Raw genomic sequence first — 24907 nt, 5'->3', positions numbered from 1 at the left:
AAGGAGAGGTAGCAGCCATGGACTGGCGTCACAACGCCGTTTGTCGTGAGGAAGACCCGGAGCTGTTCTTCCCCATCGGCAACACCGGTCCTGCGCTGCTGCAGATCGAGGAAGCCAAGGCCGTCTGCCGTCGCTGCCCCGTCATGGAGCAGTGCCTGCAGTGGGCGCTCGAGTCCGGCCAGGACTCCGGCGTCTGGGGTGGCCTCAGCGAGGACGAGCGCCGCGCAATGAAGCGCCGCGCCGCTCGCAACCGGGCGCGCAACGCCAGCGCCTGACCGACGCCACCGCTACGAACCTGAGCCAGGCGGCGCGTACAGCGCGTACGTACCACCCCGCCCCCCGAGTCGCAGCGCGCAGTACCCCCGAAGCGCATGTCTGACCAGAGAGCCCGGACCGTTCACCAACGGTCCGGGCTCTCTGCCGTGCACGGGCCCCGCTACTTCTCGTTGCTGACCGGGATGTCGAGGACGACCTGCGTCCCGCGCTCCGGCGCCGGGACCATGCCGAAGGTGCCGCCGAGCTCCCCCTCGACCAGCGTGCGGACGATCTGGAGGCCGAGGTTGCCGGCCTTCTGCGGGTCGAAGCCCTCGGGCAGACCGCAGCCGTCGTCCTGGACCGTGATGAGCAGCCGCCCCTCGGCGGGCGAGCCGCCCCGGACGGCGGAGACCTCGACCGTGCCCGACTCGGCGACGGAGAAGGCGTGTTCCAGTGCGTTCTGCAGCACCTCGGTGAGGACCATCGCGAGCGGGGTGGCCACCTCAGCGTCGAGCACACCGAAGCGTCCCGTACGACGGCAGGTGACCTTGCCCGGCGAGATCTCGGCCACCATCGCGATCACCCGGTCCGCGATGTCGTCGAACTCCACCCGCTCGTCCAGGTTCTGGGACAGCGTCTCATGCACGATGGCGATCGAACCGACGCGCCGGACCGCCTCGTTGAGCGCCTCCCGGCCCTGCGGGGAGTCCATCCGGCGGGCCTGGAGCCGCAACAGGGCGGCGACCGTCTGGAGGTTGTTCTTCACCCGGTGGTGGATCTCCCGGATGGTGGCGTCCTTGGTGATCAACTCGCGCTCGCGGCGGCGCAGTTCCGTCACGTCGCGCAGGAGGACCAGGGAGCCGATACGGACGCCCTTGGGCTTGAGCGGGATCGCGCGCAGCTGGATCACCCCGCCCGCGCACTCGACCTCGAACTCCCGGGGCGCGTAGCCGCTGGCCAGTTTGACCAGGGCCTCGTCCACCGGGCCCCGGGACGGGGCGAGTTCGGCGGTGATCTGGCCGAGGTGCTGGCCGACGAGGTCGGAGGCGAGGCCGAGGCGGTGGTAGGCGGAGAGGCCGTTGGGGCTGGCGTACTGGACGACCCCGTCGGCGTCGAGCCGGACCAGGCCGTCGCCGACGCGCGGGGACGCGTCCATGTCGACCTGCTGGCCGGGGAAGGGGAAGGAGCCGGCGGCGATCATCTGCGCGAGGTCGGAGGCGGACTGGAGGTAGGTCAGCTCCAGCCGCGAGGGGGTGCGCACGGTGAGGAGGTTGGTGTTGCGCGCGATGACGCCGAGCACCCGGCCCTCCCGGCGTACGGGGATCGACTCGACCCGTACGGGGACCTCCTCGCGCCACTCCGGGTCGCCCTCGCGCACGATCCGGCCCTCGTCCAGGGCGGCGTCCAGCAGCGGGCGGCGGCCGCGCGGGACCAGGTGGCCGACCATGTCGTCCTGGTAGGAGGTGGGGCCGGTGTTGGGCCGCATCTGGGCGACGGAGACGTAGCGGGTGCCGTCGCGGGTGGGGACCCACAGCACGAGGTCGGCGAAGGAGAGGTCGGAGAGCAACTGCCACTCCGAGACCAGCAGGTGGAGCCACTCGAGGTCGGTGTCACTCAGGGCGGTGTGCTGGCGTACGAGGTCGTTCATGGAGGGCACGTGTGCGAGCGTACCCGTGGATGCGTGCCGGTCCGAACCGGAAGCCCTGCCCGTACGTGCGGGGAGGAAGGGACTGGATTGACGTGTCGCACGGATGGACAGGGACTAATGGTCTAGTCCACAATGCTTGATGTAGGAGCCTCCGCTCTCCCCGCACAGGAGGGCGGACGAGGTGCCCGCGCTCTCTGCCCTGACTGCGCAGGTGCCTCTCCCCGGCCGGGGGCACCGCACACCGCCGGCCGAGCCGGCCGCCCGCGAGGGCGGCCCTACTCCGGGCTGCGGTGCTGGTCGGGCTGAGGGTCCCGGCCCGGCGCCGCGGCCCGCGGGTTTTTCCAGGCCCTGCCTTCCCCGCCTCAGCGGGTCTCGGTGACCTTCGCGAGCGCGCGCGGCGCGTCCGGGTCCTGGCCCCGGGCGATCGTCACCTCGTACGCCAGCATCTGGAGCGGCAGGATCTCCAGCACCGGCTGGACCTCCTCCTCGACCCCGGCCGTCGGCAGCACGAACCCCGCGGACGCCGCCGCCACCTGGGCCTTCGGCCCGACGACGAAGAGATCGGCGCCCCGGCCGCGCAGCCGGTCCAGGACGGGCCGCAGGGCCTCGCCGCCCCGGCCGTCGGGCACCACTGCGATCACCGGCGAGATGTTGTCGACCATCGCGAGCGGGCCGTGCAGCAGGTCTGCGCCGGAGTACGAGAGGGCGGGGATGTAGCTCGTCTCCATGAGCTTCAGGGCCGCCTCCTTGGCCGTGGGGTAGCCGTAGCCGCGCGAGGTGATGACCATGCGTTCGGCGAAGCGGTAGCGCGCGGCCAGGGTCCGCACCTCGTCCTTGCGTGCGAGCACCGTCTCGGCGAGGTCGGGCAGGACGGCGGCCGCCGAGCCGTCGCCGCCGCGCAACCCCTGGACGAACAGGTACAGCGAGAGCAGGGACGCGGTGTACGTCTTGGTGGCGGGCAGCGCCTTCTCCGGGCCGGCCAGGATGTCGATGTGGTATTCGGAGACGGCCGCGAGCGGCGAGTCCGGGTTGTTGGTCACGGCCAGCGTCACCGCGCCCGCCTCCCGGGCGGCCCTGGTCGACGCCACCAGGTCGGGCGAGCCGCCGGACTGGCTGACGGTGACGACCAGGACGTCGCGGAGGTCCGGCTTCGCGCCGTACGCCGTGGTCGTGGACATCGAGGCCAGCCCGCAGGGCAGCCCCATCGTGATCTCCAGCAGGTACTTGGCGTAGAGCGCGGCGTTGTCGGAGGTGCCGCGGGCGGTGAGCAGGACGAAGCGCGGGTTCCTGGCGGCGATCCGCTCGGCGGTCTCCCGGACGACGGGCGCGCCGCGTTCCAGGATGCGGGCGAGCATCCCGGGCTGCTCGGCCATCTCGCCGGACATGATGCGGCCGGGCCACTCGCCGCCGGCCGGGTCGTTGGCGGACATGTCTGATGCCTCCCGGGGTGTCGCGATGCGTCGGACCAGTCGAACACGGGGCGCACAGGGGTCGCCAGCGGACGGCGGCCGGCGGGATGGCGGGGCGGGGCCCGGTGAGGCGTCCGGGTGCCGGTACGGGCCGTGTGGGGGCGGGCCGGATCTGCTAGATTAGGAGCTTGATTGGTCTATACCACATAGTCATCCTTTGTCATTCTTCGATCGGATCGGCAGGCCCCGCGTGGAAGTTGTCATCGTCCCGGACGCCAAGGCAGGCGGCGAACTGATCGCGGGGGCCATCGGCGCCCTGCTGAGCCGCAAGCCCGACGCCCTTCTCGGCGTAGCCACCGGCTCCACCCCGCTGCCCATCTACCAGGCCCTCGCGGAGAAGGTCCGCTCCGGCGCCGTGGACGCCTCACGCGCCCGTGTCTGCCAGCTCGACGAGTACGTGGGACTGCCGGCGGGCCACCCGGAGTCGTACCGCTCCGTGGTACTGCGCGAGGTCGTCGAGCCCCTCGGTCTCTCCGAGGCCGCGTTCATGGGCCCCGACGGCTCCGCCGAGGACGTCCAGGCAGCCTGCGAGGCGTACGACAAGGCGCTCGCCGAGGCCGGCGGCGTCGACCTCCAGCTGCTGGGCATCGGCACCGACGGGCACATCGGCTTCAACGAGCCGTGCTCCTCGCTCGCCTCCCGCACCCGGATCAAGACGCTCACCGAGCAGACCCGGGTCGACAACGCGCGCTTCTTCGACAACGACATCGACCAGGTGCCGCACCACGTCATCACCCAGGGCATCGGCACGATCCTGGAGGCCCGCCACCCGATCCTGCTCGCGACGGGCGAGGGCAAGGCGGACGCGGTGGCGGCGACGGTCGAGGGACCGGTCGCCTCGATCGTGCCCGCCTCGGCGCTCCAGCTGCACCCGCACGCGACGGTGGTGGTCGACGAGGCCGCCGCGTCGAAGCTGAAGCTGGCGGACTACTTCCGCGCGACGTACGCGGCGAAGCCGGCCTGGCAGGGGCTGTAGCTCGTCGCGTTTCCGCCGTACGCGAGAGGGCCGGGACACCGCGCTGGTGTCCCGGCCCTCTCACGTGTGTCCGGGTTACGCGGAGGCCGCGATGATCTCCGCCGCCGCCTGGCCGCAGACGCGGGCGGCGCCGTGGGTGGCGATGTGCAGGGCTCCCCGGGGCTCGGCCTGGGGGACGCCCATCTCGACCACGATCGTGTCCGGGCGCGCCGCGAGCAGCGCGTCCAGGGCCTCGCCCATCCACGCGTGACGGTGCGCGTCGCGGACCACGGCGACGATGCGCCGCTCCCCCGCGGCCCGCAGCGCGGCCTCGGCCGGGGCCTCGGACGCGCCGTCGTACGTGTCGGTCTCCGTGCCGGGGACCAGCCGGGTCAGCTCGGCCGCGAGGCCCCACGGGGTCTCGTCGCCGACCGCGATGTTCGCGACCGGAGTGAGGGCGGCCACGTACGCCGGACCGGTGAGCGGCTCGGCCGTGCCGGTCACCTTCACCGCGCGGCGGGCGGCGACCAGGCCGATGTCCGACGCGACGCCGGTGCTCCGTGCGGTGCCGGGCGCGGTCCCCTCCTGCACTGCCGCGCCCGGCTCCCGTACGGCCCCCCGGGCCTCCCGCGTCCAGGACGCGAGGGCGCGGACCCGGGCAGCGGCGTCGGCGAGCCGCTCCTCGGGGAGTTCGCCGGAGCGCACCGCCGCGACGAGCGCGTCGCGCAGCCGCAGCACGGTGCTGTCGTCATCGAGCCCGCCGCCGACGCAGAGCGCGTCGGCACCGGCCGCGACGGCGAGGACGGAGCCGCGTTCGATCCCGTACGTCGAGGCGATGGCCTGCATCTCCACGGCGTCGGTCACGATGAGGCCCTCGTACCCCAGCTCCTGGCGCAGCAGACCCGTCAGGATCTGGGGGCTGAGGGTCGCCGGGCGGTGCGGGTCGAGCGCGGGCAGCAGGATGTGCGCGCTCATCACCGACTTGGAGCCGGCCGCGATGGCCGCCCGGAACGGCACGAGCTCCCGGGCGTGCAGGGTCGCCAGGTCGACGTCGATGCGCGGCAGCGCGTGGTGCGAGTCGACCGCGGTGTCGCCGTGCCCCGGGAAGTGCTTGGTGCAGGCGGCGACGCCGGCGGCCTGGAGGCCCTCGACGTACGCGGCGGTGTGCCGGGCGACCAGGTGCGGGTCGGCGCCGAAGGAGCGGACGCCGATGACGGGGTTGCCCGGGTTGGAGTTGACGTCCGCGGACGGGGCCCAGTTGAGGTTGACCCCGCACTCGGCGAGCCGGCGGCCCAGCTCGTGGGCGACGGCCCGGGTCAGCTCGGCGTCGTCCACAGCGCCGAGCGCCAGGTTGCCGGGGAAGGACGAGCCGTGCCGCACCTCAAGGCGGGTGACGTCGCCGCCCTCCTCGTCGATGGCGACGAGCACGTCGTCCCGCTCGGCCCTGAGCTGGGCGGTGAGCGCGGCGAGCTGCTCGGGCGTCTCGATGTTGCGGCCGAACAGGCCGACGGAGGACAGTCCTTCGCCGACCCGGCGCAGCAGCCACTCAGGCGCCGTGGTGCCCGTGAAGCCGGGCTGCAGGACGGCGAGGGCGTCGCGGGTGACGGTGTCCGTGGCGGATGTGAGGGTGGTCATGGGGCGGCGTTATCCCTTCACGGCGCCGGAGGTGAGGCCCGCGGCCATCTTCTTCTGCACGAACATGAAGAAGATGACGACCGGGAGGGCGATCATGGTCGACGCCGCCATCAGGGCACCGTAGTCCGTACCGCGCTCGCTGGTGAAGGTCATCAGCCAGACGTTGAGCGTGTACTTGGAGTTGTCGTTGATCAGGATGTAGGCGAAGAGGTACTCGTTCCAGGCGTTCACCAGCGCGAAGATCGACGCGGCGGCGAGGCCGGGGGCGAGCAGCGGGAGGATCACGCGGCGGAAGGCGCCGAAGCGGGTGCAGCCGTCCACCATGGCGGACTCCTCCAGCTCCACCGGGATGTTCACCACGAAGCCGCGGATCATGATCGTCGCGAACGGCAGCGTGGAGACCAGGTAGACGACGATCAGGCTCCAGTACTCGTCGATGCCGCCCATGGCGTTGAGCTGGGCGTAGATCGGGATGAGCATCGCCGTGGGCGGCAGCATCTGGACCAGGATCATGATCAGGAGCAGGGGCTTGCGGCCGAAGAAGCGGAACCGGCCGATGGCCAGGGCCGCCAGGGTGGCGATGATCATGCCGCCGACGACGGCGGTGATCGAGACGATCAGGCTGGACTGGATCGCGGTGCCGAAGTTCGGCTGCTCCGTGGCCTTGACGAAGTTGTCGAAGGTGATCGACGAGGGCCACAGGGTCTGGTCGTACGAGCGGATCTCGCGGCTGGGCCGCAGGGCGCTGACGACCAGCCAGTAGACCGGGAAGACCATGACCAGCGAGATACCGAGGCCGAGGATGTTCAGGCCGACCCGGGTGTTCTTGCGGTCCGGGCGCAGGACCTGTGGTGTGTCGGTCGTGGTGCTCATTCGACCTCTCCCGTCTTCATGAGCTGGCGCAGGTAGTACACGGCCACCGCGGACAGCAGGATCACCGTGATCAGGGCGATCGCGGTGCCCTGGCTGAAGGAGGTGGAGTCGAAGGCCTTCGAGTAGGAGTAGAGGCCGAGGGTCTCGTACTCGGGCTCCGGCTTGCTGCCGCGCAGCAGCCAGATCTGGCCGAAGACGTTGAAGTCCCAGATCACCGACAGCGTGGCGACCATGCTGAAGACCGGCTTGATGACCGGCCAGGTCACGTAGCGGAAGATGCCGAAGCCGGTGGCGCCGTCGAGCGAGGCGGCTTCCTCCAGTTCCTGGGGGACCTGGGTGAGGGCTGCGTACAGAGTGACGACGACGAAGGGGATGGCGCCCCAGACGACCAGCAGCGTGATGATCGCGAAGCCCTGGATCGGGTCGAGGTACCAGTTGTGGCCGAGCCAGTCCTCGCCGACGACCTTCGCGATGAGGGTGTTGATGAGGCCGTAGTCGGAGTCGGCCATGAACCGGAAGATGGAGGCGGCGACCATCAGCGGCATCGACCAGGCGGCGATCAGGCAGAAGGTCAGGATGAGCCGCACCCAGTTGGACAGCCGGCGCATCAGCAGGGAGATCAGCAGGCCGATGCCCATGGTCAGCGTCACGCAGACGGCCATGAAGACGACGGTGCGGAAGGTCACCCACCAGAACTCGGAGTCGCCGAGGATGTTGGTGAACTGGTCGAAGCCGACCCAGGGTGCGGGGTCGCCGGTCCACAGCTCGCGCCGGCCCATGTCCTGGAAGGACATGATGACGGTCTTGGCGAGCGGGTAGAGGTAGACGGCGGCGATCGCCACGATCGCCGGGAGGATCAGGAAGTAGGGCAGCAGTTCGCCCTTCTTCCGCTTCCTCTTCGGTGCACGGGGGCCCTTGCCGCCCTCGATGGGCAGCGGGCTCACGGCCGATTTGGGATCACGTGGTACGGGGACCGGTGGCCCGGCGGCCTTGGTATCGGCGGCAGTCACGTGGCTGACCTTCCATCGCGGGTCCGAGGCAGCCCCCGGAAGTCACGGCGTTGCTGGTGAAGGAGCGGGGGCCCGGCGTAGTGCCGGGCCCCCGCCTGGCGATCAGAAGGCTCAGGCCTTCTTGTTGATCAGTGCGTCGATCTCGCTGTCGGCCTTCTTGGTGGCGTCGGCGACGGACGTGCCCTTGAGGATCTTCAGGAGCATGTTCTCCAGAATCTCCTCCTTCTCGATGGAGGCCCAGCCCGGAGCGATCGGCGTGAACCAGGCGTCCGGCACCGCGTTGGCGATGGCGGCCGTCTCGGGCTTGGCCTTCAGCGGCTCAAGCTGCTTCTCGTTGTTCGGGAGGATGTTCTTCGACGCGAGGACGTCCATGGACTTCGCGTTGGTGAAGAGGGAGATCCACTCCTCGCCGAGGTCCTGGACCTTGGACTTGGAGATGGTGGCGAGGTCGGAGCCGCCGATGAAGGACGGGAGCGCCTTGCCGTTCGGGCCGGGCATGCCGGCCGTGGCGATCTTGCCCTCGAGCTTCGGGTTGCCGTTCTCACCCGTGGTGACGCTGCCGGCCTCCCAGGCCTGGCCGTAGATGACCGCGGCCTTCTCGTTGGCCATGACGTTGGCGTGGTCCTGCTCGTCCTTCGTCTGGTCGGCCTTGTTGTACTTCTTGACCAGGTCGATGAAGTGCTGGATGCCCTTCTGCGCCTCGGGGGTGGAGAGGCTGGCCTTCCACTCCTTCGAGCCCTCGTCGTACTTGGCGATCTGGCCGCCCTCGGCCGCGACGTAGGACATGGCGGCGTACCAGTAACGACCCGGGTAGTACAGGGACGAGGCGCGCTTGTCCTTCTTCGCGAGCTTGGCCTGGACCTTGTCCATGGCCTTGAGGAAGTCGTCCTCGTTCTGCGGGAGGGCGTCGCTGCCGGTGCCGGCCTTCAGCATGTCCTTGTTGTAGACCGCGAGGCGGGCGGAGGCGTAGTAAGGAACGCAGTAGATCTTGCCCTCGTAGGAGCAGGTGTCCTTCAGGCCCTTGATCCAGGTGTCCGAGTTCTCGTACTTCGAGGTGTCGATCTCGCCGAGCGCACCGTTGAGGATGTACTGCATGGTCTCGGTGTTGCCGAGCTCGACAACGTCCGGGAACTTGTCGCCACCGAGGGAGGTGTCGAGCTTCTTGACCTTGTCAGCCCAGCCCTGGTACTGGATCTTGACGTTGACCTTCGGGTACTTCTTCTTGAACTGGGCGTTGACGTCCTTGACCAGTTCGGGCCAGGTCGACTGGGCCTCGCCCATGAGCCAGACAGTCAGGTCTTCCTTGCGGTCCTTCGGGTCCTTCGAGGACGTCTTGTCGTCCGAACCACACGCCGCGATGGAAACCAACATGCCCGCGACGCCGATCGCCGCGATGAGCTTGCGCTTCACGCCACCCTCCTCAGGGATGCTGCAACCCCTCCCCCACCGCGCGAAAACGTCGACGAGTACCTCTGGGGCTGGGACCTGGTCTTTAATGGTTTAGACCAGTACCGGGAGCTTGGCCTAGACCTTTAGGGGTGTCAAGGGTGTATAAGAAGTGCACTCGCGTCCGTTATAGGACCGACACCTGAGGGAGGGCGACGAGCCGTGACCGGACCGTGCCACCATGTGAGCCGCGACAGACGGAGGAGCCGGTGACGGCAGCAACGCAGCAGTCGGGAAGGCGGGCCATGGGTGCCGACGGGGGCAGTTCGGAGAACGAGACGGGCGCGGGCGCCGGTACGCGCACCGCGCGCGTACCGAAGTACTACCGGCTGAAGCGACATCTCCTCGACATGACGGACACCATGCCGCCGGGGACCCCCGTGCCCCCGGAACGGACCCTGGCCGCCGAGTTCGACACCTCGCGCACCACCGTGCGCCAGGCTCTCCAGGAACTGGTCGTCGAGGGCCGGCTGGAACGCATCCAGGGCAAGGGCACCTTCGTCGCCAAGCCGAAGGTCTCGCAGGCCCTGCAACTCACCTCGTACACCGAGGACATGAGGGCCCAGGGGCTCGAACCGACCTCGCAGCTCCTGGACATCGGCTACGTCACCGCCGACGACACCCTCGCCGAGCTGCTCGACATCAGCGCCGGCGGACGCGTCCTGCGCATCGAGCGCCTGCGCCTGGCGAGCGGCGAGCCGATGGCCATCGAGACCACGCACCTCTCGGCCAAGCGCTTCCCGGCGCTGCGCCGTTCACTGGTCAAGTACACCTCGCTCTACACCGCGCTCGCCGAGGTGTACGACGTCCGGCTGGCGGAGGCCGAGGAGACCATCGAGACCTCCCTGGCCACCCCGCGCGAGGCCGGGCTGCTCGGCACCGACGTGGGACTGCCGATGCTGATGCTCTCCCGGCACTCGCTGGACGAGCAGGGCGAACCGGTCGAGTGGGTGCGCTCGGTCTACCGCGGCGACCGCTACAAGTTCGTCGCACGCCTGAAGCGTCCGCTGGACTGACCCACCGCACACACGTGCTCCCCGAACGGCCCCCGGACCCGCCCCCGGGGGCCGTTCGGCGTTCCCGGGAACCGGGTTGGCCTGGACCAACCACCGGATGTTTGCCGTCATTCCGGTCATCCGGCCGGCCGGTGACGACCGTTGCCGGACCGCAATGCGGACAGGGGGTGACGGTGGCCGGATCCCTCGCCTAGATTTCCTGCGCATCACAGGTGATCAGCGAGGGGACGGAGTCGCCGCCATGCCGGAAGAACCAGAAGGAAAGCCACCCACCGTCACACCGATGCGGGTGGTCATCGCCCTGTGCCTCGTCGCGCCGTTCGTGGCGATGCTCTGGGTGAGTTCGTACGCGAAGACCGACCCGACCTTCATCGGCATCCCGTTCTTCTACTGGTACCAGATGCTCTGGGTGCTGATCTCCACCGTGCTCACCATGGTCGCGTACAAGCTGTGGCAGCGTGACCAGCGCGCCCGCAAGGGGGGTGCGTCGGCATGAACGACGGCGTGAACGGCGTCGCGCTCGGCGTCTTCGTCTTCTTCTTCCTGGCCGTCACGGTCATGGGCTTCCTGGCCGCCCGCTGGCGCAAGGCCGACAACGAGGCCAGCCTCGACGAATGGGGCCTGGGCGGACGGTCGTTCGGCACCTGGGTCACCTGGTTCCTGCTCGGCGGCGACCTCTACACCGCGTACACCTTCGTCGCCGTCCCCGCGGCGATCTACGCGGCGGGCGCGGCCGGATTCTTCGCGGTGCCCTACACCATCCTGGTGTACCCGCTGATCTTCACCTTCCTGCCGCGCCTGTGGTCGGTCTCGCACAAGCACGGCTACGTCACCACCTCGGACTTCGTCCGCGGGCGGTTCGGCTCCAAGGGGCTCTCGCTGGCCGTCGCGGTCACCGGCATCCTCGCCACCATGCCGTACATCGCGCTCCAACTCGTCGGCATCCAGGCGGTGCTGGACGTGATGGGCGTCGGCGGCGGCGAGAACACCAACTGGTTCGTCAAGGACCTGCCGCTGCTCATCGCGTTCGCGGTGCTCGCCGCGTACACGTACTCCTCGGGCCTGCGGGCGCCGGCGCTGATCGCGTTCGTCAAGGACGGGCTGATCTACCTGGTCATCGCCGTGGCGATCATCTACATCCCGATCAAGCTCGGCGGCTTCGACGACATCTTCGCCTCCGCCCAGGACAAGTTCACCAAGGCGGGCGCGGGCGGCCTCGCACCCGCCGCGGCCGGTCAGTGGGGATACGCGACCCTGGCGCTCGGGTCCGCACTGGCGCTGTTCATGTACCCGCACTCGATCACGGCGACGCTCTCCAGCCGCAGCCGTGAGGTGATCCGCCGCAACACCACGATCCTGCCGCTGTACTCGCTGATGCTGGGCCTGCTCGCGCTGCTCGGCTTCATGGCGATCGCCGCCGGCGTCAAGGTGGACAACGGCCAGCTCGCCATCCCGCAGCTGTTCGAGAACATGTTCCCCGACTGGTTCGCGGGTGTGGCGTTCGCCGCGATCGGCATCGGCGCGCTGGTGCCGGCCGCGATCATGTCGATCGCCGCGGCGAACCTGTTCACGCGCAACATCTACAAGGACTTCCTGAAGCCGGACGCGACCCCCGCGCAGGAGACCAAGGTCTCCAAGCTGGTCTCGCTGCTGGTAAAGGTCGGCGCGCTCGCCTTCGTCCTCACCATGGACAAGACCGTCGCGATCAACTTCCAGCTGCTCGGCGGGATCTGGATCCTCCAGACGATGCCGGCCCTGGTCGGCGGCCTGTTCACCCGGTGGTTCCACCGCTGGGCGCTGCTCGCCGGCTGGGCGGTCGGCATGATCTACGGAACGGCCGCCGCGTACGGGGTCGCGAGCCCGACGCAGAAGCACTTCGGCGGGTCCTCCAAGGAGATCCCTGGCCTCGGCGAGATCGGCTACATCGGCCTCACGGCCTTCGTGCTGAACGTCGTGGTCACCGTGGTCCTGACCTTCGTCCTGAACGCCGTGAAGGCGCCCGCAGGGGTCGACGAGACCTCCCCGGGCGACTACACCGGGGACGCGGGCGACCCGGGCGTCCAGGAGAAGCTGCCGCCGGCCACGGCGGGGGCGCCGGGCGGCCACTGACCACACACATTCACGCACGCGACACAAGATGTGGGGGCTGCCCGATGGGGCGGCCCCCACATGTATGCTCATGCTCGCTGTCGCCGCAGGGGAATCCGGTGCGAATCCGGAACTGTCCCGCAACGGTGTATTCGGTGTGCTTTCGCGCACCCGTGAGTCCGAGGACCTGCCGACAGCGCATCCGGCTCGACCGAACCGGATGCCCAGACGTCCGGGCCTCGTGGATGGGCCGGTGGACGCCGCACGGAGTGCCGCCCCGCCGGGGACCGCTCCTGCCCGGCTGCCCCCTCTCCCCCCGCCGGCCCAGAGCCGAGCGAGGGAGAGCACCACGTGACCATCGCGCCAGCCGATCCGGCCTCAGCGCCGAAGACGGCCGAGTCCGAAACCACCGGACCCGCGGGCGACGGGCCCGGCACCGCACTGCTGCGGACCCTGACCGACCTCACCGCCGACCTGCCCGACACCGACCCGGGCCGGGTCGCCGCCGCAGCCCTGCGCGGCCGCAACGCCCGCTCGGACGAGGCGGAGCTGCGCTCGCTGGCCACCGAGGCCGCCGCGGGCCTCATCTCCGAGGACCCCGCCTACTCCCGGCTCGCCGCCCGCCTGCTCACCCGGACCATCGCGGACGAGGCCGCCGGCCAGGGCGCCACCTCGTTCTCCGCCTCCGTCGCCGTGGGCCACCGCGAGGGCCTGATCGCGGACCGCACCGCCGCGTTCGTGACGCTGCACGCGGCCGCGCTGGACGCCCTGGTGGAGCGGTCGCTCGCGGACGGGGCCGACGACCGCTTCGGGTACTTCGGGCTGCGCACCCTGCACAGCCGCTACCTGCTGCGCCACCCGCTCACCCGCCAGGTCATCGAGACGCCCCAGCACTTCATGCTCCGGGTCGCCGCCGGGCTCGCCGAGGACGACTCCGAGCGCGCGCTGGACGAGGTCGCCGCGCTGTACGGGCTGATGAGCCGGCTGGACTACCTGCCCTCCTCGCCGACGCTCTTCAACTCCGGCACCCGCCACCCGCAGATGTCCTCCTGCTACCTGCTGGACTCGCCGCTGGACGAGCTGGACTCGATCTACGACCGCTACCACCAGGTGGCGCGCCTGTCGAAGCACGCGGGCGGCATCGGCCTCTCGTACTCCCGCGTCCGCGCCCGGGGTTCGCTGATCCGGGGCACCAACGGGCACTCCAACGGCATCGTGCCGTTCCTGAAGACGCTGGACGCCTCCGTGGCCGCCGTGAACCAGGGCGGCCGGCGCAAGGGTGCCGCCGCCGTCTACCTGGAGACGTGGCACGCGGACATCGAGGAGTTCCTGGAGCTCCGCGACAACACGGGCGAGGACCAGCGGCGCACGCACAACCTGAACCTGGCGCACTGGATCCCGGACGAGTTCATGCGCCGGGTCGACGCGGACTCCGCCTGGTCGCTGTTCTCCCCGGCGGACGTGCCCGAGCTGACCGACCTGTGGGGCGACGACTTCGACGCCGCGTACCGGGCGGCCGAGGCGAAGGGCCTGGCCCGCAAGACCATGCCGGCCCGCGAGCTGTACGGCCGGATGATGCGCACCCTGGCGCAGACCGGACAGGGCTGGATGACGTTCAAGGACGCCTCCAACCGCACCGCGAACCAGACCGCCGAGCCCGGCAGGGTCGTGCACTCCTCGAACCTGTGCACCGAGATCCTGGAGGTCACCGACGACGGCGAGACGGCAGTCTGCAACCTCGGCTCGGTCAACCTCGGGGCGTTCGTCGTCGGCGGCTCGATCGACTGGGAGCGGCTGGACGCCACCGTGCGGACCGCGGTGACCTTCCTCGACCGGGTCGTCGACATCAACTTCTACCCGACCGAGCAGGCCGGCCGGTCCAACGCCCGCTGGCGGCCGGTGGGCCTGGGCGCCATGGGCCTCCAGGACGTCTTCTTCCAGCTGCGGCTGCCCTTCGACTCCCCCGAGGCCCGGGCGCTCTCCACGAAGATCGCCGAGCGCGTCATGCTCGCCGCGTACGAGGCCTCCTGCGACCTCGCGGAACGGTCGGGTCCGCTGCCCGCCTGGTCGGAGACCCGGGCCGCGCGCGGGGTGCTGCACCCGGACCACTACGACACCGAGCCGGCCTGGCCGGAGCGCTGGGACGCGCTGCGGGCCCGGATCGCGAAGACCGGGATGCGCAACTCGCTGCTGCTGGCCATCGCCCCGACCGCGACGATCGCCTCGATCGCGGGCGTCTACGAGTGCATCGAGCCCCAGGTCTCCAACCTCTTCAAGCGCGAGACGCTGAGCGGTGAGTTCCTCCAGGTCAACGGCTATCTGGTGGACGAGCTGAAGCGGCTCGGCGTGTGGGACGCGCGGACGCGTGAGGCGCTGCGCGAGTCGAACGGCTCGGTGCAGGGCTTCGCCTGGATCCCGGCGGACGTGCGGGCGCTGTACCGCACCGCGTGGGAGATCCCGCAGCGCGGCCTGATCGACATGGCGGCGGCCCGTACGCCGTTCCTCGACCAGAGCCAGTCGCTGAACCTGTTCCTGGAGACGCCGACGATCGGGAAGCTCTCCTCGATGTACGCGTACGCCTGGAAGCAGGGCCTGAAGACGACGTACTACCTGCGGTCCCGCCCCGCGACCCGGATCGCCCGTGCCGCGTCCGGCAGCGCGCCGGCCGCCGCCCCCATCCCCGTACAGCAGGCGCAGGGTCCCGACGCGGACGCCGTCGCCTGCTCCCTGGAAAACCCCGAGTCCTGCGAGGCCTGCCAGTAATGAGCTCCCACAACGAGAAGAACCTGCTGGACCCGGGCTTCGAACTGACCCTGCGGCCCATGCGCTACCCGGACTTCTACGAGCGCTACCGGGACGCGATCAAGAACACCTGGCACGTGGAGGAGGTCGACCTCCACTCCGACGTGGCGGACCTCGCGAAGATGACGCCCGCCGAGCAGCACCTGATCGGCCGGCTGGTGGCGTTCTTCGCGACCGGCGACTCGATCGTCGCGAACAACCTGGTGCTGACGCTGTACAAGCACATCAACTCCCCGGAGGCGCGGCTGTACCTGTCGCGGCAGCTGTTCGAGGAGGCCGTGCACGTCCAGTTCTATCTGACGCTGCTCGACACCTATCTGCCCGACCCGGACGACCGCGCGGCGGCGTTCGCGGCGGTGGAGAACATCCCCTCGATCCGCGAGAAGGCGCAGTTCTGCTTCCGGTGGATGGACTCGGTGGAGAAGATCGACCGGCTGGAGTCGAAGTCCGACCGCCGCCGCTTCCTGCTGAACCTGATCTGCTTCGCGGCGTGCATCGAGGGGCTGTTCTTCTACGGCGCCTTCGCGTACGTGTACTGGTTCCGCTCGCGCGGGCTGCTGCACGGCCTCGCCACGGGGACCAACTGGGTCTTCCGCGACGAGACCATGCACATGAACTTCGCGTTCGAGGTCGTGGACACGGTCCGCAAGGAGGAGCCGGAGCTCTTCGACGACGCGCTCCGGCAGCAGGTCACCGACATGCTCAAGGAGGCCGTCGAGGCGGAGCTGCAGTTCGGCCGCGACCTGTGCGGCGACGGGCTGCCCGGCATGAACACCGAGTCCATGCGCGAGTACCTGGAGTGCGTCGCCGACCAGCGGCTCACCCGCCTGGGCTTCCCGGCGGTGTACGGATCGCAGAACCCGTTCTCGTTCATGGAGCTCCAGGGGGTCCAGGAGCTCACGAACTTCTTCGAACGGCGGCCGTCCGCCTACCAGGTGGCCGTCGAGGGCACGGTCGGCTTCGACGACGACTTCTAGATCCTCGCCCAGCTCCTGACGTACGGACGCCGTGCGGCCCCCACCGGCCGTGCGGCGTCCGCCGTTCGCGGTGGACGGGTGCTGCGGTCCTGTTCCGCTTCGCGCAGCTCGCGGTCGATGCGGCGCTCGCGGGCGGCACCGAGCAGCGCGGGGAGCAGGACGAGGGCGAAAAGAGCGGAAATGCCGAGGAAGTTCAGGAATGTGTTCATGCCTCTACTGTGCTCGTTCCGGAGAAGAAGCGGCAGTGGCAGGACTGTCACACAGCATCGAATTACTGCCACACTGGTTCCATGCTGAACAATGTCGCCGCCCTGATGCTCGACGATGTCCACCCCTTCGAACTCGGCGTGCTCTGCGAGGTGTTCGGCCTCGACCGCAGCGACGAGGGCCTGCCGGTGCACGATTTCGCCGTGGTCTCCGCCGAGGGGCCCCGGCTGAGGACACACGCCGGCTTCACCATCAGCACCCCGTACGGCCTGGACCGCCTGGAGGAGGCCGACCTCGTCGCCGTACCGGCCGGCAGCCGCTTCGGGGAGCGCGAGTTCCCCGAGGAGGTCCTGGTCGCCCTGCGCCGGGCCGTGGAGCGGGGAGCCAGGGTGCTCAGCGTCTGCTCGGGGGCGTATCTGCTCGGCGCGGCCGGGCTGCTGGACGGCCGCCGCTGCACCACGCACTGGCGGCACGCCGACGACCTGGCCCGCCGCTTCCCGGAGGCCGTCGTCGAGCCGGACGTGCTGTACGTGGAGGACGGGCCGGTCACCACGTCGGCGGGGACGGCGGCGGGGATCGACGCCTGCCTGCACCTGGTCCGCCAGGCGTACGGGCCGGCCGCCGCCAACACCATCGCCCGCCGGATGGTGGTGCCGCCGCACCGGGACGGCGGGCAGGCGCAGTACATCCAGCGGCCGCTGCCGCGCACCCGGTGCGACACGGTGGGCGACACGCTGTCCTGGATGGAGCGCCACCTCGACCGCGAGATGACCGTCGAACAGCTCGCCGACCGGGCGCACATGTCGCCGCGCACCTTCGCCCGCCGCTTCCAGCAGGAGACCGGCACCACGCCGTACCGCTGGCTGCTGCGCCAGCGCGTCCTGCTGGCCCAGCACCTGCTGGAGACATCCGACGAAACCATCGACGCCATCGCCGACCGGACCGGCTTCGGGACCGCCGCCGCGCTGCGCCACCAGTTCGTACGGGCGCTGGACACCACACCGCAGGCGTACCGGCGCACCTTCCGAGGGCCGTCCGCCGTCGTCGAGGCGGCCTGACGCCACGGGGGCTCATCCGATCATTCGTCCAACCGATCGCGCGACCTGTCCATGGACCGGGCCCTCGCCCGCGCGTCAGGGTCGGTGCCATGGACATGCGGAAGGCAAGACGAAGGACCATCGGGGCCGTGGTGGCCGCGCTCGCCGCCACCCTGCTGCCCTGGCAGACCGCGTCGGCCGACGAGGCCCCCGCCCCGGCCGCGCCACCGGAGGTGCTGCCCACGCTGCGCCAATGGCAGGCCGGTGACGGGGAGTTCGTCCTCACCGACCGGGCCCGGATCGTGCTGGACGGCGTGCGCGAGCGGCGTACGGCGGACGACGCGGCCCGGTTCGCGGGTGAGCTGGAGGGCAGGGCGCAGGTCTCCCGGGGCCGGGCGCGCGCCGGGGACATCGTGCTGCGCCAGGACGCCTCGCTGAAGGGTGCGCTCGGGGCGGAGGGCTACCGGCTGGAGGTGGGCGACCGGGTCACGGTGACGGCGGCCACCTCGGCGGGCGTGTTCTACGGTTCGCGCACGGTGCTGCAACTGCTGAACGACGACGGGCGGGCCGCGCGCGGCTCGGCGACCGACGTGCCCGCGTACCGGGAGCGCGGGGTCGGGGTCTGCGCCTGCTACATCAACGTCTCGCTGCCCTGGTTCGAGCGGCTGATGAAGGACATGGCGTCCCAGAAGCTCAACCAGCTGTGGATCGAGGCGAAGGTCAGGAGCGACACCGACCCGGAGTCGGCGTTCTGGGGCTACTACACCAAGCCGCAGATCCGTTCCCTGGCCGCGATGGCGAAGAAGTACCACATCGACCTGGTGCCGGAGATCAACTCCCCCGGCCACATGGACACCTACCTGGAGAACCACCCCGAGCTCCAGCTCAGGGACAAGGACGGCGTCCCGTCCCCGCCCCGGCTGGACATCTCGCGGCCCGAGGCGCTGACGTACTACACCTCGATGGTCGACGAGGCCCTGAAGGTGTGGGACACCCGTACCTGGCACATGGGTGCCGACGAGTACATGATCGGCTCCTCCTACCCGGACTACCCGCAGCTCCAGGCGGCGGCGACCGAGAAGTTCGGCGCATCGGCCACCCCCGACGACCTGTTCGTGGACTTCATCAACCAGGTCAACGCGCATGTGAAGGCCCAGGGCCGTTCGCTGCGGATCTGGAACGACGGGCTGATGGGCCGCAACGCGCTCGTCCCGCTGGACCGTGACATCACCGTCGAGCACTGGCTCGGCGGCGGCGCCATCCAGCAGCCGTCCGCCCTCCTCGCCGAGGGCCGCCCGGTGATGAACTCCGCCTACGCGCTCTACCTGGTGCGCGGCGGCTACACCACCCAGACCCAGAAGCTGTACGAGAGCGACTGGACGCCCCTGCGCTTCGAGGGCCAGACGCTGCCCGCCACGGCGGCCAACCTGACCGGCGCGAAGATCAGCCTGTGGCCGGACAGCGCGGCGGCGGAGACCGAGAACGAGGTCGAGGCCAAGACGTTCATGCCGCTCCGCTTCATCGCCCAGGCCACCTGGGGCGGTCCGAAGCCCAGCGAGTCGTACGCCGGCTTCGAGGCCCTGGCCCGCCGCATCGGGCACGCCCCCGGCTGGGCGAACACCGACCGCGCCCCGCTGCCCGACGGCACCTACCGGCTGACGTCCGGCCCGAAGGCGCTGGCGCCCGCCGCGGACGCCGGGGTCGCCCTGGTCCGGGGCTCGAAGGCGGCCTGGACGCTCACCGCGACCGCCGACGGCTACTACACGGTCCGCGCGGCGGACGGGCTGTGCCTGGACGCGGTGCGCGGCAAGAAGTACCTGGGCGCCCCGCTGGAGGTGGGCGCGGAGCTGTCGCTCGGGGCCTGCGCGGCGAACTCGCGCACCCAGCGCTGGCAGCTGGACACCGGCCACGGGGCGCTCGTCCTGCGCAACGCGATCTCGCAGCTGCGCCTGACCGAGCGGTCGTCGGACGGCTCCGCGGTGCAGACGACGGGCGGGACGCCGCTGCGCGCTGTGGCGTAGGCACACAGGTGGGGCCCGCCCGGACAACCGGCGGGCCCCACCCCGTATGTCAGATACCGCAGTTGGGCGCCGACCAGTAGTGGCTGGGGCCCTGGTTCACGTGGACGTGGTCGTTGTGGTCCGGGTAGCCCGGGCCGAGAATCCCGTTGAACCCGTGGTTGCGGGCCTCCTTGGCGAGGGTGCAGAACGCGATCCCGCCGAGGTCGGCCGCGTCCCCGTACAGATGGCGGCTGTTCGACGCGCCGCCGACCGCGCTGTTGCAGGACTTCGAGCGGAACCCGCTGTTGATGTTGATCGGCCGGTCACCGAGCGCGTGGCGCAGGGCCTCCAGCTTCCACATGGTCCTCAGCGCGTTGGCCTTCGCCGTGGCCGCCGAGACCGCGCCGCCGGACCAGGTGCTGTTGCAGCGGTTCAACTCGGCGTACGTGAAGTGCGCCGGGGTGCAGTCGTTGTCCTGGAGGGCGTAGATCTTGGCCTGCGTGGCGGGGCCCGCGACGCCGTCGGCGGCCAGCCCGTAGGCGGCCTGGAAGCGCTTGACGGCGGCGGTGGTGGCGGGGCCGTACGAGCCGTCGATGGCCAGGACCGAGTTGTAGCCGGGGTATCCGGCGACCCGGATCTGGAGCTGTTTCACGTCGTTGCCGGTGGCGCCGCTCTTCAGGGTGCGGGTCCAGGTGTAGCAGCCGTCGGCGTGCGCGGTGCCGGCGGTGACCACGGCACCGCCCCACGCGAACGCCATGGCCATGACAAGGCTGAGCAGGAGTCGTGCGGAACGTCTGATCACTGGGGCTCCCTACCGCTGCCGAAGGTGTGGTGCACGAGCCTGTCGGACGCGTCGGCGCGCGTCAACTACGCGTGTAGAAATAGCAGTTGACTTTCCGGAGAACGCGGCGCGGGACCGCCCGGTGTGCCGGGGCGGGCCCGCGCCGTCGCGCACGGCGCCGGATCAGTCGTTGGGGACGACCTCGTAGCGCGGGGTGTTCTCCGCCATCTGCCGCAGCGCGTCCTTGCGGTCGCGCTTCGAGAGGCGGTCGATGTACAGGTAGCCGTACAGGTGGTCCGTCTCGTGCTGGAGGCAGCGCGCGAAGTAGCCGGTGCCGCGCACCCGCACCGGGTTGCCCTTCGCGTCCTGGCCGCGCACCACCGCGTAGTCCGGGCGGGCCAGCGAGGCGTACGCCGTCGGGACGGAGAGGCAGCCCTCGTTGGAGTCGTCCAGGACCCGCGCCTCGGGCGGCAGCTCCTCGAGGACCGGGTTGCAGATGGCGCCCACGTGCCGCACGCCGTCGTCGTCCGGGCAGTCGTAGACGAAGACCTTGAGGTCCACGCCGATCTGGTTGGCGGCCAGGCCGACGCCCTCCGCCGTCCGCTGGCTCGCGAACATGTCGTCGATCAGCGCGGCCAGCTCGCCGTCGAACGCCGTGACGTCCTTGCACTCCTTGTGCAGGACCGGGTTGCCGACGACCGTGATCGGGCGGGAGGTGCCGCGCTCGCGGTGTGCGGTCTCGCGCGCCTCACAGTCCTCGGTGTCGATGAGGAAGCCCTCCTCGTCGACGCTGACCTGCTCGTCCGTCTCCTGCTGCGCCATGTCCGCCGTACGCCTTCCTCAAAACCCGAAATCGATGCGTACACAGACTAAGGCCCTGATCCGCCGGACAGGCCCTGTGGGCAGCTGTCAGCAGACTTCTTCGAGATCCCGCCACTCGCGGCTGTCCGGGCTGTCCGCCACCCAGCCGTCCAGCAGCCCGCGCACCAGGCCCGCCGGTGCCGCGAGGCCGCACTCGCGCTCCGGCACCCACAGCTCACCGGCCGTGCGGTGGCCCAGCGGGCCCGGGTGGCCCGGCTCGCTGTGGTCGTGCGGGTCCAGGTGCTCGCCGTCGCCCTCGTCGCTCTCCATCCGGCTCTCCGAACAGGAACGGCACAGCAGCCGCACCGACGAGGACCAGTCCTCGGCGGCGAACCCCGCGTCGGATGCCAGCTGCTCCAGCGCGTCCCGGTCCGCCTCGGTGGCCGCCTCCAGGAGGACCACCCAGGTGGGCACGGGCGACGGGGCCCACAGCTCGATCTCGTCGAACACCGGGTAGGAGGGGCCCGCCGCGGTGATCCGCTCGCCGTTCGGCACGCCGTCGTGCAGCACGACCTCGCCCCAGCGGCGCCCGGAGGACGGCAGCGGGATCGACAGCACCTCTATGCGGGCCGGGTCGAGCCGGCGGCCCCAGACGACCTCGGCCTCGCCCTCGGGCGACAGCCGTACCGCCGCGCTGCCCAGCTCCATGCCGACCGGCTCGCTGCCCGCGGCCGGGGTCTGCCGGCCGCCTCCGGGCACCTTGAGCCCGTACGCCTGCCAGGCGCGGCGCGCGAGCGGCCAGTCCTGCAGCGCGGTCGCGGCGATGCCCACGTTCCACCAGTCCGGGGCGCCGGACTCCTTGTCGAGCAGCGCGACGGCCCGCAGTCCGGCGGCCCTCGCCTGCTCCCAGTCGTGCCGGAACTTGTGCAGCAGCGCCAGGTTGAACCACGACTCGGAGAGCCAGGGCTCCAGGTCCGCCGCACGTGTCAGCAGCGCGCCCGCGTCCTCGTACCGGCCGTCGCCGATCAGCGTGAACGCGCGGTCCGTGGCCTGCCGCCAAGAGGCGGACGGCCGATGCCGTACCTTCCCGAAGATCCTCACGATTCCCGCCTGTCCCGACTGGACACCCTCGTTCTACCGCTCTCTTCGCATCCAACCATGCCGGGCCGGACGCCCGCTCATTACCCATCGGTTACCCAAGGGGGACGGGGGTCAGACCGCCCCTGGCCAGAACCCGGGCGAGCGATTCCACCACCTGCGGCTGGTAGTCGTGCCCGGTTCCGAGCCTGAGCTGTTCCAGTGCCCCCAGCGGCCCCGAGAGGCTTTCCCCGCACAGGTCGTCGTATGCGTTCACGGCCCGGACGATCCTGGCGGACAACGGCTGCTCGCGGTAGGGGTCGGCCTGCCGCTCCACCACGACGGCCACCTCGGCGTCCACCCCGGTCTGGCGGACCACCGCCCCGCCCAGCAGCGCGATCCGGCGCTGCTCGGCGGCCGGCAGCAGGGCCGTCGCCCCGTCCGGTACCGGGTCGACCAGCGAGAGCTGGCCGATGTCGTGCATCAGCGCCGCGTACTCCAGGACGGTGAGCTCGGGCCCGGTCAGCCCCATCTCGCGCCCGACGGCCGTGCACAGCCCGGCCACCCGGCGGGCGTGGCCGTGCGGGGTGTACCCGGCGATCTCGGTGGACCGGGCGAGCGAGGCGATGGTCTGCCGGTACGTGGTGCGCACGGCGGCGAACCGGCGGAACGAGAGCTGGGTGAGCAGCAGAGGTACGCAGAGCACGGGCAGCGCCCACAGCCCGGCGGCGGCCACCCCGAGCGCCATGACCGCGCCGGTCGCGCAGACGGCCGAGCCGATGCCGGTCAGCGCCCGCAGCTCGTCGCGCAGGAGCGGGCCGTACGGGGCGGGCGCGGCGCGGGAGCCGCGGGGCAGGGTGCGGGCGCGCAGCAGCAGGGCGGCGAGGACGGCGTCGCACAGGGCGGTCAGCCCGAGCAGCAGGAGCAGGAAGGCCGCGTAGTACGGACCGTCGCCGAACCACCGCTCGCAGAGTCCGGCGTTGTACAGCGGCTGGAAGCAGACCGCCGCGAAGGTCACCGTGAGCAGCCGCCGGGCCACCTGGTCGGCGCCCGGTCCGTCACCGCGCGCCAGCTGCGGCACCGAGGCGACGAGCTGGGCGGCGGCCAGTACGGCGACCACCTGGAGCACCCCGTGGCTGGTCGGCTCCCCGCCGCTGCGCCCCAGCAGGGCGTACGCGAGAGCCCCGGCGGCCCCGAGCGGCGCGGGCTCCCGCTCCCCCGGCAGGGCGCCCCAGCGGGCCAGCTCGCCGATGGTGACGAGGGCGCCGAAGGCGAGGGCGTGCCCGGGGTCGTGGACGCCGCGCCAGAGGGTGTGCGCGAGTCCGGCGGCGGCGAGCACGAGGGCGGCGCCGCGCACGCCCAGGACCGCGGGCCCCGGCCGCGCCCACCTGGGGGTCACCGGGGCCCCTCCCCCGCGGAGCCGTCCGGCCGGGGGCTCAGCGGCGCGGGGACGGGCCCGGCACTGTCCTCGTCCCGGGGTGGCGGCAGCCGCGGGTCGTCCGCGGTCACGGCCCCGAACCAGCCGTACCGCTCCAGACCGCGCGCCAGGGCCCGCACCATCTGGGGGTCGAACTGCGTGCCCGCGCACCGCTTCAGCTCCTCCACGGCGACCGGGACCGGCCGTCCCCGCCGGTAGGACCGGGTCGAGGTCATGGCGTCGAAGGCGTCGGCGACGGCGACGACCCGGGCGCACTCGGGGATGCCCCGGCCGGAGAGCCCGTAGGGGTAGCCGCTGCCGTCGAGGCGTTCGTGGTGGTGCAGGATCGCGGCCCTGGCCTCGCCGAGGAAGCCGATGCCCCGGACGATCTCGTGCCCGTACTCGGGGTGCAGCTCGATCACCCGCCGTTCCTCGGGGGTCAGCGGGCCGTCCTTGCGCAGGACGCGGGTGGGGACGCCGAGCTTGCCGACGTCGTGCAGGATGCCGGCGAACCGGAGGACCTCGACGCGTTCCCGGTCCATGCCCAGTTCCTGGGCGATGAGGACGGAGGCGCGGCCGACCCGCTCGCTGTGGCCGCGGGTGTAGGTGTCCTTGATGTCGACGGCCTGGACGAGGGCCCTGATGGTGGCCCGGTGCGCGGCGTGCTCGCGGTGGTACTGGGCGAAGACCCAGCCCGAGATGTACATGGGCAGCAGCACGACGAGCGCGGCCGGCGGCCCGTACGAGCTGTTCCACAGGACGGCCATCATCAGCCCGGCGAGGCCGTGCACCAGGTGGGGACCGAGGGAGCGGGGCAGCAGTCCGCGCCAGGCGCGGCGCGCGGGCAGTTGTTCCGCGACGAGCAGGATCGACCCGTCGAGGAGGGCGAGCACGGCGCTGAAGGCGAGGGCGGCCGCGCAGACCGGAAGCAGGGCGTACGGGAGGTCGGGCGGGCTGCCGGGGACGGGGCCGCCGAGCGCGGCGGGCCCGCCGAGGAGTGTGTGGACGCGGGCGGCCGCCCAGACGGCGAGGGCGAGTTCGGCGGCGCGCCAGAACCGGCGGGCGGCGGCGGGCGGCTTGTCGACCCGGCCCACGAGCGAGCCGGGGACCGCGACGAGCGCCGCCGCCGGGGGCGGGAGCAGGAGCGCGGCGGTGAGCAGCAGCGGGAAGAACGATCCGGCACCGAGCCCGGAGCCGCCCGAGAACGGGAAGCGGCCGGGGAGTTCACAGGCGAGGTAGAGGCCGGCGAGCAGTCCGAGGGTCGCCCAGGGCGTCCCGGTGCCGGGGCTCAGGGCGGGTGCGGCGCACAGGGCCGCGCCGAGGGCGACGGCGCCGATATGAGCCCGCACCGCACCGCGTGTGGCTTTCACCTCGCCCCCCAGCTCCGCTCGTCAAGGCGCCACGCTAACGAGC

Annotated in this window: 21 protein-coding genes and 1 riboswitch; of the genes, 9 read left to right on the top strand and 12 right to left on the bottom strand. The window is 71.1% G+C overall.

Annotation, left to right across the window (positions count from 1 at the left end):
• Nucleotides 1-17: 17 nt before the first annotated feature.
• The gene (locus OG242_RS22230) at nt 18-275 is read left to right on the top strand and encodes a WhiB family transcriptional regulator (protein WP_003953983.1); all 258 of its coding nucleotides are present in this window, start codon (nt 18-20) and stop codon (nt 273-275) included.
• A gap of 161 nt (nt 276-436) precedes the next feature.
• Here the strand turns inward: OG242_RS22230 and OG242_RS22225 are convergent, their stop codons facing one another.
• On the bottom strand, nt 437-1903 hold the full coding sequence (locus tag OG242_RS22225; protein WP_374783802.1) for a histidine kinase N-terminal domain-containing protein: 1467 nt from the start codon (nt 1901-1903) through the stop codon (nt 437-439).
• Between the two features lie 362 nt (nt 1904-2265).
• Entirely contained in the window at nt 2266-3333 is a 1068-nt protein-coding gene (locus OG242_RS22220; protein ID WP_405899823.1) for an SIS domain-containing protein, read from the bottom strand.
• A 229-nt stretch (nt 3334-3562) separates the two neighbouring features.
• Between OG242_RS22220 and nagB the strand changes: the two genes are divergently transcribed.
• A complete protein-coding gene (gene nagB, locus OG242_RS22215; protein ID WP_405899822.1) occupies nt 3563-4348 on the top strand; it encodes a glucosamine-6-phosphate deaminase in 786 nt (261 codons plus the stop codon).
• Nucleotides 4349-4423: 75 nt separating this feature from the next.
• On the opposite strand, the gene OG242_RS22210 is transcribed toward nagB, so the two are convergent.
• The 4 genes from OG242_RS22210 to OG242_RS22195 form a co-directional block, all read right to left on the bottom strand.
• Nucleotides 4424-5962, bottom strand: coding sequence for a glycoside hydrolase family 3 protein (locus OG242_RS22210; RefSeq protein ID WP_405899821.1), 1539 nt, complete (start codon nt 5960-5962; stop codon nt 4424-4426).
• Nucleotides 5963-5971: 9 nt separating this feature from the next.
• Complete coding sequence (locus tag OG242_RS22205; protein WP_405899820.1) at nt 5972-6835, bottom strand: carbohydrate ABC transporter permease; 864 nt, start codon at nt 6833-6835, stop codon at nt 5972-5974.
• A complete protein-coding gene (locus OG242_RS22200; RefSeq protein ID WP_405899819.1) occupies nt 6832-7845 on the bottom strand; it encodes a carbohydrate ABC transporter permease in 1014 nt (337 codons plus the stop codon). Before OG242_RS22200 ends, OG242_RS22205 begins: the two co-directional genes overlap by 4 nt.
• 111 nt (nt 7846-7956) lie before the next feature.
• Entirely contained in the window at nt 7957-9255 is a 1299-nt protein-coding gene (locus OG242_RS22195; protein WP_405899818.1) for an extracellular solute-binding protein, read from the bottom strand.
• Nucleotides 9256-9536: 281 nt separating this feature from the next.
• Here OG242_RS22195 and OG242_RS22190 point away from each other — a divergent pair, with 281 nt between their 5' ends.
• The 5 genes from OG242_RS22190 (at nt 9537) to OG242_RS22170 (ending at nt 16174) form a co-directional block, all read left to right on the top strand.
• Nucleotides 9537-10307, top strand: a complete 771-nt coding sequence (locus OG242_RS22190; RefSeq protein ID WP_405901695.1) for a GntR family transcriptional regulator — start codon at nt 9537-9539, stop codon at nt 10305-10307.
• A 241-nt stretch (nt 10308-10548) separates the two neighbouring features.
• Entirely contained in the window at nt 10549-10803 is a 255-nt protein-coding gene (locus OG242_RS22185; protein WP_405899817.1) for a DUF3311 domain-containing protein, read from the top strand.
• The gene (gene mctP, locus OG242_RS22180; protein ID WP_405899816.1) at nt 10800-12416 is read left to right on the top strand and encodes a monocarboxylate uptake permease MctP; all 1617 of its coding nucleotides are present in this window, start codon (nt 10800-10802) and stop codon (nt 12414-12416) included. The genes OG242_RS22185 and mctP overlap by 4 nt, the downstream gene beginning before the upstream one ends.
• Before the next feature lie 57 nt (nt 12417-12473).
• Nucleotides 12474-12605, top strand: a riboswitch (cobalamin riboswitch).
• 141 nt (nt 12606-12746) lie between these two features.
• Entirely contained in the window at nt 12747-15158 is a 2412-nt protein-coding gene (locus OG242_RS22175; protein WP_405899815.1) for a ribonucleoside-diphosphate reductase subunit alpha, read from the top strand.
• The gene (locus OG242_RS22170) at nt 15158-16174 is read left to right on the top strand and encodes a ribonucleotide-diphosphate reductase subunit beta (protein WP_405899814.1); all 1017 of its coding nucleotides are present in this window, start codon (nt 15158-15160) and stop codon (nt 16172-16174) included. The genes OG242_RS22175 and OG242_RS22170 overlap by 1 nt, the downstream gene beginning before the upstream one ends.
• Here the strand turns inward: OG242_RS22170 and OG242_RS22165 are convergent.
• On the bottom strand, nt 16171-16383 hold the full coding sequence (locus OG242_RS22165) for a hypothetical protein (protein ID WP_164635925.1): 213 nt from the start codon (nt 16381-16383) through the stop codon (nt 16171-16173). The genes OG242_RS22170 and OG242_RS22165 overlap by 4 nt on opposite strands.
• Before the next feature lie 81 nt (nt 16384-16464).
• On the opposite strand from OG242_RS22165, the gene OG242_RS22160 reads away from it, so the two are divergent.
• Together OG242_RS22160 and OG242_RS22155 are read left to right on the top strand one after the other, a co-directional pair.
• Nucleotides 16465-17439 (top strand): GlxA family transcriptional regulator, encoded by a 975-nt coding sequence (locus tag OG242_RS22160; protein WP_405899813.1) that lies wholly within the window; start codon nt 16465-16467, stop codon nt 17437-17439.
• Nucleotides 17440-17534: 95 nt separating this feature from the next.
• Nucleotides 17535-19439 (top strand): family 20 glycosylhydrolase, encoded by a 1905-nt coding sequence (locus tag OG242_RS22155; RefSeq protein WP_405901694.1) that lies wholly within the window; start codon nt 17535-17537, stop codon nt 19437-19439.
• A gap of 49 nt (nt 19440-19488) precedes the next feature.
• On the opposite strand, the gene OG242_RS22150 is transcribed toward OG242_RS22155, so the two are convergent.
• The 5 genes from OG242_RS22150 to OG242_RS22130 all read right to left on the bottom strand — a co-directional run bounded on the left by OG242_RS22150 (nt 19489) and on the right by OG242_RS22130 (nt 24864).
• The gene (locus OG242_RS22150; protein WP_405899812.1) at nt 19489-20220 is read right to left on the bottom strand and encodes a D-Ala-D-Ala carboxypeptidase family metallohydrolase; all 732 of its coding nucleotides are present in this window, start codon (nt 20218-20220) and stop codon (nt 19489-19491) included.
• Nucleotides 20221-20382: 162 nt separating this feature from the next.
• On the bottom strand, nt 20383-21021 hold the full coding sequence (gene def / locus OG242_RS22145; RefSeq protein ID WP_405899811.1) for a peptide deformylase: 639 nt from the start codon (nt 21019-21021) through the stop codon (nt 20383-20385).
• An 87-nt stretch (nt 21022-21108) separates the two neighbouring features.
• A complete protein-coding gene (locus OG242_RS22140) occupies nt 21109-22101 on the bottom strand; it encodes a tetratricopeptide repeat protein (protein ID WP_405899810.1) in 993 nt (330 codons plus the stop codon).
• 91 nt (nt 22102-22192) lie between these two features.
• Complete coding sequence (locus OG242_RS22135; RefSeq protein ID WP_405899809.1) at nt 22193-23476, bottom strand: HD-GYP domain-containing protein; 1284 nt, start codon at nt 23474-23476, stop codon at nt 22193-22195.
• Nucleotides 23473-24864 carry an HD-GYP domain-containing protein gene (locus OG242_RS22130; protein WP_405899808.1) on the bottom strand — a complete coding sequence of 464 codons (1392 nt, stop codon included), beginning with the start codon at nt 24862-24864 and terminating at the stop codon, nt 23473-23475. Before OG242_RS22130 ends, OG242_RS22135 begins: the two co-directional genes overlap by 4 nt.
• Nucleotides 24865-24907: the final 43 nt, after the last annotated feature.

Source organism: Streptomyces sp. NBC_00727 (assembly GCF_045161745.1).
In the GTDB taxonomy this organism is placed as follows: Bacteria; Actinomycetota; Actinomycetes; order Streptomycetales; family Streptomycetaceae; genus Streptomyces.
Note: the sequence above shows the minus strand (reverse complement) of the source record. Positions and strands in the feature narration are given on the sequence as shown.